The sequence below is a fragment of the Aeromonas sp. 2MA4 genome (genome assembly GCF_029237305.1).
GTDB classification, from domain to species: domain Bacteria; phylum Pseudomonadota; class Gammaproteobacteria; order Enterobacterales; family Aeromonadaceae; genus Aeromonas; species Aeromonas salmonicida.
The window spans coordinates 1-10,472 of the sequence record NZ_JAACFY010000034.1 but is presented as its reverse complement, the minus strand read 5'-3'; the positions used below and the strand labels follow the sequence as shown (position 1 = coordinate 10,472).

Here is a 10,472-nt window from a genome sequence, read left to right as displayed (position 1 = left end):
CGGTTGAGTGAAGGGCATGTTAGAACCAGGGAAGAGAGCGATGAAAGGTTCAGATCACAGAATGGGAGAGAAGTTCAAAAAAATCCCCAAGCGACGCTTGGGGATTTTTGTATAAGAGACAGCCCGACGGGAGCCCTTTTTATCTCGGAGAACACGACAAAAACGGAGCTGGCACAAAATCACCAAATAATTGTTTGCTTTTTATTCATATCGAGGAGAGAATGCGCGCCGGCTAGTTAATCAGCCCTGTTTATGTTTACCCTGCAATGCTTCACTCACGATGAATCCTGTCAGTATCCGCATAACCTCCCTCTGATTTACTCGCCTCGAGAACCGTCAGGCTGTCTGCCTGCGTTGCCCGGCTCTCACGGCGCAGACCCGCTCTGCCCACCCAATTTGATTTATGCATCAGCATATTCCTTGATAGTGCAGACGCCCCTGACAGGGCTGGGTATTCCTGCGCGCTTGTTGACCACAAAGTCAACCGCGTCCATTAACCTGACATTTGCCAACACAAGGAGCAAACACTTAATTTATATAGAGAAATACCATGATGAAAACCATACATACACACAAACCCCTGCGTCGTAGCAAACCCATCAACCTGCCTGTGCAAGAGCAGGATTCCGATGCGTTCCTGATCCAGTTCAGCACCCGCTTCAGCGGCGGTTTCGCCATCTCCTGTGATGGTATCGCTGGCGAGTTCTCCATCGAAGACCTCAACTGATCCTGCCTGCCCTCCGGCAGTACCCGATGCAGACAGGCCGCAACTCACGGCGGCCTCTTTGTTTCAACTCCTGTTTATTCTCCTGAACCTGCGCCGTCAGCATCGCCTTCCATCACTGACTGTCAGCCGCATCCCCGCTTCATACCTCAAGCCAGGCTCGTTTCAGCTCCGGCAGCCTCCAGCAGCAGACACGCGTCGGCATCCTCGCTCAACTTGACCAGCCGGCTTTGTACCAGCCCCAGCTTGGCCAGCAGTGTCAGTGATCGTTCGTTGCCCGGTGTGACTATGGCGATGACACGCACAATCCCCAACCTTTCCCGGCCGTCCTGCAGCGCCGCCTTTGCCGCTTCTATGCCATAACCCTGACCACGATAGGCGGGCAGGAAGGCATAGCCGATGTCTTCACAGGGCAGGGTGTCTCGCCTGATCAAACCACAGATGCCAATCTTGGCTTCATCGCCTCTGCGCGCCACCAGATAGAGGCCGTGGCCATGGCGAGCATAACTGACCGCGGGCCCTTGCTGGATGTAGTGTTCGGCATCCGCCAGGGTACGCACACCGCGATCGCCAATGTAACGGTGGAAATCGCTGTCGTTAAGCAGCTCAAGAATAAAGGGAGCATCAGCGATGGTCAGTTCGCGCAGCAGCAGGCGCTCGGAGAGGATCATGACAAGGGCTCTTTCAGAAAATACAGGCCTTCAAGACTGCCTCTGCACCGCAGGGTTGGCAAGGCAAACCCCATGAAAAAGGGCCGCATTGCGGCCCGGTGACAATATGAACGGGCTCAGGCCGCCAGCAAACCCGCATAGCCATTGCCGTGTTCCCGCATCGCCACCAGCACGGCGGCGCAGTCAGACCATGGCAGACCGAGTCGGTCTGCTACCTGAGTTGGCCACTCGGGCGGCGCCACCTCCCCCACATCCGATTGGGCCGCCAGGGCGATGGCCAGATGGATCAGGCCAGCTTCGACAGAAAACTCCTTGGCCAGCATGGGGTTGTAGTGGTACTCCACCGCATGGCAGATACTGAGGGGAAATTGCCAGCGCCTGGCCATCTCGGCCCCGGTCTGGGCATAGTTGAAACCAACCACCAGCTCCTCTGCCTTGGCGCGCCCCTTGCTGGGTTCAAGATCCTGAATGTGGTTAACCATGTTTTCCGGCAGACCCACATGCATGATGAGGCGCCCCATGTCGAACAGCAGGGCACAGGTGAACACCTCCTCCCCTTTCATACCCTTTAGCCTGGCCAGCAACCTGGCCAGCTCGGCCACATCGAACACGTTGCCCCAGAAGTGCCTGAGATCGATGCCGGGCACCGAATGAATGGAGCCAGTCAGGCCACAGGCCAGCACCATGTTGCGTACCACATCGACGCCGAGCCGCACCACGGCTTCGTTGACGGTGGCAACCTGACGATTGCCGCCAAACTTGGCGGAGTTGGCCAGCCGCAGCAGCTTGGCAGAGATGACGGGATCCTTGTTGATCTTCTTGGCGATCAACAGGATATCCGGCTCCTTCTCATTGAAGGTCTGTACCAGATCGCGCATGACTTCGGGTACATTGGGCAGGTTTTGGGGATGGGATAACAGGGAGTCTATGGTGGGCATATTGATATCCGTCCATGCAATTTTATGATGGTTTTCGTTTGCTGACAGCAAACCCACGGATAAGTATGAGTAACAAAAACTGGCGCCACAGAAATGTTTTTATCGCAATATTTCAATGTGTTAATGCCAGCTTCGTTATACTGGCATCTTTTATGGCATCACGAGGAAGTACACCATGAGCGAATCCACCGAGTTCTTTGACGAGCAAACCCTGCTGGAGATGGTCGACAACCAGCTGATCGACGGTCATCCGTTGCAGGTCAAGGCGACCCTGATGCGATTGGTGATGAAGGGCACCCCACGGGAAGAGGCGCTGCAATATATCGCCTGCGCCCTCGGGGCCGAGCTGATGGCGATGGAGGCTGAACAGGGCCCCTTCAACCTCGAGCGCTACGCCCAGTTTCTGGATTCCCTGCCCGAGATGCCCTGGGCGGAATAAACCGCCGTCCGCTAACAAGGGGAACTTGTCGGCAACCCATGCCACGATGCCAGCATCCGCGCAACAGACTCACTAAAAAGCCGGATCCTGACAGGATCCGGCTTTTTTATAGCGGTTACGCCGCTCAGAACTGGGAGTTGACGATTACCTCTTCTCCCAGGGCGCCAGCCAGCGGCAGCGGGCGATAGCTGGAGTTTGCCGCCCGTAGCAGCCGAATGCCGCGAATGCCGACCTCCTGCGCCGCCTTGATATCCCCGTCCGCATCGCCGTAGAAGACCTTCATCTGCTTGTCCTTGAGCCACTGCACCTTGGTGTTCTGGCCCGGCTGATCGCCGGCGAAGATCACTGGATTGAGTCGATCGGCCGGGATCCCCATGGTCTGCTGCAGGGTCTGGCTCACGGTTTCCGTTTTGGTGGCCGAACGGCCAGTGACGAAATAGATGTGATCGCCGCGTTTGAGGTGCATGGCGATCAGCGCCTTGCCCACCTCTTTCGGCATGCTGAACGCATCCCAGCCGTTGTTCATCTTCTCCCAAAAGGCAGGGTTCTTCAGATAGCTCTCGTCGTTGGGCGAGAACTCCTGCTTGCCGCGATAGAAACCCGGGCTGGAGAAGAGCAGGGTATCGTCGATATCAAAACCTACCGCCATCGGGGGTAGACCATCCAGACTCTTGGCAATCTGCTCTACCGAGACCCAGTGAACTGGAGCCTGCTGGGCCAGGGTCACAGTCGTGACACCAGCCGGGCTGGTCACGATCTGATCGGCCAGGGCGGGCAGGCTGAGGGTGGCGGCAAACAGGGATGCTATCAGGGCAAGACGGGAAAAAGCGGGCATGGCACAACTCATGATGTGAATGAAACAGGGTGCCAATCCTGCCCCATGCTGCCGATGCAAACCGTGAAACTCGCCACAAAACAGGGCTCGGAGGATAGCTCCCGCCCTGTTTTGTCCCCTCGGAATAAACATCCAGCAACCGGAAGATGACAAGCCTCTTTTGGCCCTTTATTCCAGTCGGAAGGGCCGGAGTGGGCTATAACTGCTTAGCACCCTTTATTGACATCAAAATCAACGACTCCCTCTCACTGGAGATGCCATGGACGCGCACACTTCCCCTTCCAATACCACAGGCTCGGCCCCCTCCCCTCATCAGGCCGGGATGGACGCCATCGATCAGGTGCTGGCCCGGCTCGAACTCTCGCCAGAAGGGCAGATCCTGGATGCCAACCCTCATTTTCTCACCATCATGGGCTATCCGCTGGATGAGCTAAAGGGCAAGCACCACGGCATGCTGCTCTCCCCGGATGAGGCTCAGTCTGCCACTTATGACACTTTCTGGGAGACGCTGCGCAGCGGCACGTCACAGGAAAGCGAGTTTCACCTGCTGGATAAACAGGGGCGGGATATCTGGATCCGGGGTGCCTGCAGCCCGGTTCTGGATGTCGAGAGGCAGCTGACCCGCATCATCGTATACGCCATGGATCTGACCGGGCAGAAGCAGCTCACTGCCAGCTTCGAGGGCCAGCTCAATGCCCTGAGCCGGGTCATGGGCAAGGTGGAGTTCTCACTGGATGGCACCATACTGGATGCCAATCCACGCTTTCTCGACATTGTGGGCTACCGGCTGGAGGAGCTGAAGGGCCAGCACCACAGGCTGCTGGTTGACCCGGACTACGCCCAGTCGGCAGATTACCGCACCTTCTGGGAAACCCTGCGACGGGGCGAGTTTCTCGCAGGCGAATTCTGCCGGCTCGGCAAGCAGGGACAGGAGGTCTGGATCCAGGGATCCTACAACCCGGTGCTGGATCTGAACGGCAAGCCCAGCAAAATCGTCAAATTTGCCACCGACATCACGGCGCAGGTGGAGCAGCACCGCCAGCTCAAGCGTGCCATGGTGGAAGCGGAAGAAGCCGCCAGAGTGCGCGAGGAGCTGCACAAGTCGCTGCAGGAGATGTCGACCCCTGTCACCCCTATCTGGGACGGGATCCTGCTGCTGCCATTGGTGGGGATCATCGACTCAATGCGCACCGCCGACGTGATGAACAAGTCACTCACCAAGATCGCCGAAACCCGGGCCCGGGTCTTCGTGCTGGATATTGCCGGTGTCGCCACCGTGGATACCGGCGTCGCCAACCAGCTGATCAAGATCACCAAGGCGACCCAGTTCATGGGCTGTGAGGCCATCATCTCGGGAGTCTCCCCCGCCATTGCCCGCACCATGGTGGAGCTGGGGGTGTCGGTCGGCGACGTCCGTACCACGGCAACCCTGAGAGATGCCTTCGAAATAGCGCTCAAACGGGTCGGTTCCACCCTCTAGGATACGGCCATGACCATGCAGCTCAACAACGATCTTGGCATCGCCGATGTGGCCGACTGCATAGTGGTCAGCATGCGTCCCGATCTCGGTGACGATGGCATGCAGATGCTGATGCAGGCCCTCTCCCAGCGACTGGTACACGGGCGTCACCATGCAGTGTTGCTCGACTTCTCCGGCGTCATGCTGCTGGATCACCATGAGTTCAGACAGGTACGCAAGCTGGCCGAGGTATGCCGCCTGTTAGGCGCCATCTGCCTGCTGGTGGGGCTCAATGCCGGGATCGCCGCGTTTCTGTCGCTGGCCGAAGCGCAGCCTGGGCCGCTGCGCTGCTTCATCGACATGGACGACGCCTTCGCCCACGTCCGCCGTCTCAAGGGCGAGGAGTAAACCGCCATGATGCAAGAGCATGCGACTCAGGAGGCCAACTATCCGCTGCGCCACGATATCGATCTGCACCTGACGGTGATGGCGGTGCGTCGACTCCCCTATATCGCCAGCCTGTCTGACGTGGATCGTGCCATGCTCTCCACCGTGGTTTCCGAGCTTGGCAGCAACATCCTGAAATACGCCGGGCAGGGAGAGATCACCCTGATCCTCCATCACCCCAAGGGACGAGCCTGCATCGACATCATCGCCCGTGACAAGGGGCCCGGCATACCGGATGTGCATCAGGCCCTGCAGGATCACTACAGCACCTCGGGCACCCTGGGGCTGGGGCTGCCCGGCGTGCGGCGCATGATGTCAGAGCTCACCATAAGCACACCGCCGGAAGGGGGCACCCTGGTGCAGGCTCGCAAGTGGCTGGGCTCGGCACCCTCGACGATACGCCTCACTATGCCAACCCAGCCATGGGGTCAGCCTGGTTTGAAACTGGCATGGGCCAGCGAAAACAGGCCCTGCTATCCGGAAAAGGTCTCCGGCGATCTGGTCTTTATCCGTCCCTCCCCCGACGGCGTCTTGCTGGTGCTGATCGATGTCAGCGGCCACGGCACCTCGGCCAACAAGCTGGCACTGACACTGGAAGAGGCGCTGCAAAACACCCATGAGCAGGAGCCGGCACCTCTGCTGCAGCTGTTGCACCAACACTGCATCGGTACCCGGGGAGCGGCAGCTGGCATAGCCCTGGTCAACAGTGACCGGGGGGAACTGAGCTACGCCGGTATCGGCAACACCCGCATCTGTCTGCGCGGCCATGACCTCTGGCGCGGCATCTCCCGCGATGGTGTGCTGGGGGAGCGCTTCCCCACCCCCTTGCTGCAACGCCAGCCCATGGAGCCGGGGGATGTGCTGATGCTCTATTCGGATGGCATCAGCGAGTCGCTCAACCTGCGTGACGGCGCACTGGATCTGGGGGCGGATCCCGCCATCCTGGCCCGTCAAGTCATAGACCACAGCGGCCGCAGCACGGACGATGCGAGTTGCATCGTGTTGCGGGTACAACCGGAGAAGGAGCGCTAGATGCGGCAACGGATCGGTGATATCAGGCTCTCTGGCCCGGCGGCAGCCCTCACCGCCAGACGCAAGGTGATCCAGGTGCTCACCTGCATCGACAAGAACCCCACCTTCGTGGCGCCGCTGGCGGGTACCACCTCGGAGCTGGTACGCCAGCTGACGGCGACCACCGACTCGCTGCAACTCCAGCTGTGGCTGGAGAGCCATACGCAGGAGCTGTGGGTTTCCCTCTCGGCAGACGAGCCACTGCAGCACAGCCCGTCCGGCGCTGCCCATGGCAACATCCGGCTGGTTCCTCACTCTGACACTGACATCGCCCTGGTGTGCCACCTGCCGCACTGGCCCGATGACGCTCTGCTGTTGCAGATGCAGCAGCAGTTCGCCGAACCGACCCGGGATGAGCTGTTCGCCGTGATGCAGACCAAGACTCAGGAGCTGGAGCAGGCCTATGAGCTGGCAGAAAGCGCGACCCGGGCCAAGAGCGATTTTCTCGCCAACATGAGCCACGAGATCCGCACCCCCATGAACGCCATTCTGGGCATGGCCCACCTCGCCCTGCAAACCCGGCTCGATCCGCAGCAAGCCGACTATGTGGGCAAGATCCAGCGCTCGGCCCAGCACCTGCTCGGCATCATCAACGATATCCTCGACTTCTCCAAGATAGAGGCGGGCAAGCTGGATCTGGAACAGATCGAGTTCGATCTCGACCATGTGCTGGAAAATCTGGCGACCCTGGTGGGCGAGAAGGCCGAAGCCAAGGGCATAGAGCTACTGTTCGAAGTCGATCACCAGCTCGACACCCTGCTCTATGGCGATCCCCTCCGGCTCGGCCAGATCCTGATCAACTACGCCAACAATGCGGTCAAATTCACCGAGCAGGGGGAGATACTGGTCAAGGTCACTTGCCTGGAAAAACTGTCGAAGGAGGTGCTGCTGCACTGCTCGGTGCAGGACACGGGGATCGGCATGAGCCAGGAACAGCAGCAGCGGCTATTCCAGTCTTTCCAGCAGGCGGACAGCTCTACCACCCGCAAATACGGCGGCACCGGCCTCGGGCTCGCCATCTCCCGCGAACTGGCGGCACTGATGGGGGGGGAGGTCGGCGTGCAGAGCGAACCGGGCAAGGGAAGCACCTTCTGGTTTACCGCCCGACTCGGCCGTGGCAGATACAGATCACGCTATCTGCCGAGTCTGGACCTGCGTGGGCGCCGCATGCTGGTGGCCGACGACAGTGCCAGCGCCCGCACCATACTGGCTGCCCTGCTACGCAGCATGAGCTTCGTGGTGGACACCGCCGAATCGGGTCAGCAGGCCTTGCAGATGATCGCCAGCGCCGAACAGGAAGGTAACGCCTATGAGGTGGTGCTGCTGGATTGGCACATGCCGGGGCTGGATGGCATAGAGACCGGGCGCCGCCTCATTGCCCGCGGCCTTGGCAAGCGGCTCTATCGGGTCATGGTGACGGGTTATGGGCGGGAAGAGGTCTTTCGCGAAGCCCAGTCCGCCGGCTTTGACCGGGTGCTGGTCAAGCCGGTGTGTGCCTCAGTGCTGTTCGATACCATCATAGGGCTGTTTGGCCATCAAACCACGGCGATCACCTTGAAGCCCCCCCAGCCCAGCCACAGCTATCGCTTCGACGGACTCCGCATACTGCTGGCAGAAGACAACGAGCTGAACCAGCAGGTGGCGATGGAGCTGCTGCGAGCGGTGGGAGCCGACGTCAGCATCGCCGGCAATGGTGCCATAGCCCTGAAAATGGCAGAGCAACAACCATACGACCTGATCCTGATGGACATGCAGATGCCGGTGATGGACGGACTGGCCGCCACCCGTCAGCTGCGCGAACAGGAAGGCGCGGGGCAGCATATCCCCATCCTGGCGATGACGGCCAATGTCATGGCCGGTGACAGAGAGCGCTGCCTGGCTGCGGGCATGGATGACCACATCGCCAAGCCCATCGACCCCGACAAGCTCTATGCCGCCCTGCAGCGCTGGGTGCCCGCCTTCAGTCGTGAAACCGATGCAACACGCAAGACCTCACCCTCGCCACAGGACCTGCCCTTGCTGCCGCAGCTAAAGGCGCTCGGGCTCAATGCCGAGGCGGCCCTGCAACGGCTGATGCACAACTGGGAGTGGTATCAGGACCTGCTGCAACGGTTCGCCCAACAGGGAACCCAACCCATGCAGAGTCTGATCACCGCCCTGCAGACAGACGACCGGGAGGAAGCCCATCGGCAAGCCCATACCCTCAAAGGGATTGCCGCCACTCTGGGCGCCGATCCACTGCGAGATATCTCGGCCAGGCTGGAGAGTGCGCTCTCCCGCGGAGACGACACCACCAGCCTGTTACCGCTGGCCGAACAGGGGCTGCAGATGCAACAGCAACTGAGCGATGGCGTGCTGGCCCTGCTGCCCACCCAGCCCTCCCCCGACCTGCCGGAGCAAGAGCCAACAGACATAGCGCCCCTGCTGGCGCAGCTGACCCAACTGCTGGTGGAAGATGATGCAGAAGCACTGACCCTGTTCCAGCAACATCAGAAACAGCTGACTGGACAGCTGGGAGAAACAGCATCGACGATGGCAGACGCCATGACCCGCTTCCGTTTTACGGATGCACTGGCACACCTGCAACAAGTCCGGGCCCTCAGGCCCGATCTGTTCAACCAAGAGTGAGGGCACCACTATGCTCAACTTGCTGGATCCCGACACCAAACCCACACTGCTGGTGGTCGATGACACCCCTGAAAACCTCTCCCTGCTCAGCGCCCTGCTGGGCCCGCACTATCGGATCAAGGTGGCCATCAGTGGCCAGCGGGCGCTGGAGATACTGTCATCAGGCACCAGGGTGGATCTGATCCTGCTCGATGTGGTGATGCCCCAGATGGATGGCTATCAGGTGATGCAGGCACTGCAGGAGATGCCGCAGGCACGGCATATTCCGGTGATTTTCCTGACCGCCAAGGTAGAGGAGAGCGCAGAAGCGCACGGACTGGCACTCGGCGCCGTGGACTATATCCACAAGCCTATCTCTCCCGCCATCGTACTGGCCCGCGTCAGAAACCACCTTGAGCTGAAAGCTGCACGGGATCTGCTCCATGACCAAAACGCCTATCTGGAACAGGAGGTGGAACGGCGTACCCGTGAAAACGAGCTGATCCAGAACATCACCATCCACTCCCTCGCCTCTCTGGCCGAGACCCGGGACAACGAGACCGGCAACCACATACTGCGCACCCAGCACTATGTGAAGCTATTGGCGGAAACCCTGTGCGGTCACCCTCGCTTTCGTGCAGAGCTGACTCCCAAGACCATAGATCTGCTGTTCAAGTCTGCCCCCCTGCACGATATCGGCAAGGTCGGCGTACCGGACCGGATCCTGCTCAAACCCGGCAAGCTGGATGCGGATGAGTTCACCCAGATGAAGCACCACTCCATCCTCGGCAAGGAGGCCATAGTCCACGCAGAGGAAGCGCTGGGAGTGGAGGTCGAGTTTCTGCGGCTAGCCAAGGAGATCGCCTGCTACCACCACGAGAAATGGGATGGCACCGGCTACCCCTACGGTCTGATGGGGGACGAAATCCCCCTGTCGGCCCGACTGATGGCACTGGCAGATGTGTACGATGCCCTCATCAGCAAGCGGTGTTACAAGGCGGCCATGTCCCATACGGAGGTGGTCCCCATCATATTGGCGGGGCGCAGCAGTCACTTCGATCCCGACATCACGGATGCCTTCGCCCGCATCCACCTGCTGTTTCACGAAATTGCACTGCGCTACAACGATGACAAGGAGACCAACCTCGACTAGGTGTGTAAACCCACCAGGTTGTTCACAGATTGAAGACGACTGATGGGGGGCTTATAGCCCAGACTTGCATGAGGACGATGCCAGTTGTACTCATGCAGCCACGGTTGCAAGTGTTCTGCCCGTTGCGC

The 10,472-nt window shown here is 59.9% G+C and carries 11 protein-coding genes; 7 read left to right on the top strand and 4 right to left on the bottom strand.

The window, feature by feature from the left end; translation table 11 throughout:
* Positions 1-550 precede the first annotated feature (550 nt).
* Positions 551-727, top strand: coding sequence for a hypothetical protein (locus tag GWQ31_RS21495; RefSeq protein WP_021139540.1), 177 nt, complete (start codon positions 551-553; stop codon positions 725-727).
* 146 nt (positions 728-873) lie between these two features.
* On the opposite strand, the gene GWQ31_RS21490 is transcribed toward GWQ31_RS21495, so the two are convergent.
* Complete coding sequence (locus GWQ31_RS21490) at positions 874-1,395, bottom strand: GNAT family N-acetyltransferase (RefSeq protein WP_021139541.1); 522 nt, start codon at positions 1,393-1,395, stop codon at positions 874-876.
* A gap of 116 nt (positions 1,396-1,511) precedes the next feature.
* Complete coding sequence (locus GWQ31_RS21485) at positions 1,512-2,333, bottom strand: HDOD domain-containing protein (RefSeq protein ID WP_021139542.1); 822 nt, start codon at positions 2,331-2,333, stop codon at positions 1,512-1,514.
* A gap of 175 nt (positions 2,334-2,508) precedes the next feature.
* Between GWQ31_RS21485 and GWQ31_RS21480 the strand changes: the two genes are divergently transcribed.
* Positions 2,509-2,772, top strand: coding sequence for a hypothetical protein (locus GWQ31_RS21480; protein ID WP_005316314.1), 264 nt, complete (start codon positions 2,509-2,511; stop codon positions 2,770-2,772).
* A gap of 124 nt (positions 2,773-2,896) precedes the next feature.
* On the opposite strand, the gene aphA is transcribed toward GWQ31_RS21480, so the two are convergent.
* Positions 2,897-3,607: an acid phosphatase AphA gene (aphA, locus tag GWQ31_RS21475; RefSeq protein ID WP_275910232.1), complete on the bottom strand. Its 711-nt coding sequence runs from the start codon at positions 3,605-3,607 to the stop codon at positions 2,897-2,899.
* A 259-nt stretch (positions 3,608-3,866) separates the two neighbouring features.
* On the opposite strand from aphA, the gene GWQ31_RS21470 reads away from it, so the two are divergent.
* From GWQ31_RS21470 to GWQ31_RS21450, 5 genes are read left to right on the top strand one after another with little or no spacing between them, the layout of a single operon-like run.
* Positions 3,867-5,087, top strand: a complete 1,221-nt coding sequence (locus tag GWQ31_RS21470; protein ID WP_275910231.1) for a PAS domain-containing protein — start codon at positions 3,867-3,869, stop codon at positions 5,085-5,087.
* 15 nt (positions 5,088-5,102) lie between these two features.
* Positions 5,103-5,474, top strand: a complete 372-nt coding sequence (locus tag GWQ31_RS21465; protein ID WP_345893575.1) for an anti-anti-sigma factor — start codon at positions 5,103-5,105, stop codon at positions 5,472-5,474.
* Between the two features lie 6 nt (positions 5,475-5,480).
* A complete protein-coding gene (locus tag GWQ31_RS21460; protein ID WP_275910230.1) occupies positions 5,481-6,545 on the top strand; it encodes an ATP-binding SpoIIE family protein phosphatase in 1,065 nt (354 codons plus the stop codon).
* On the top strand, positions 6,546-9,212 hold the full coding sequence (locus GWQ31_RS21455) for a response regulator (RefSeq protein WP_275910229.1): 2,667 nt from the start codon (positions 6,546-6,548) through the stop codon (positions 9,210-9,212). It abuts the gene before it with no gap.
* Positions 9,151-10,344: a two-component system response regulator gene (locus GWQ31_RS21450; RefSeq protein ID WP_211183073.1), complete on the top strand. Its 1,194-nt coding sequence runs from the start codon at positions 9,151-9,153 to the stop codon at positions 10,342-10,344. The genes GWQ31_RS21455 and GWQ31_RS21450 overlap by 62 nt, the downstream gene beginning before the upstream one ends.
* On the opposite strand, the gene GWQ31_RS21445 is transcribed toward GWQ31_RS21450, so the two are convergent.
* Positions 10,341-10,472 (bottom strand): integrase core domain-containing protein (locus GWQ31_RS21445; RefSeq protein WP_265462392.1); only part of this gene is annotated, 132 nt, incomplete at its 5' end. The two genes, GWQ31_RS21450 and GWQ31_RS21445, sit on opposite strands and share 4 nt — an antisense overlap.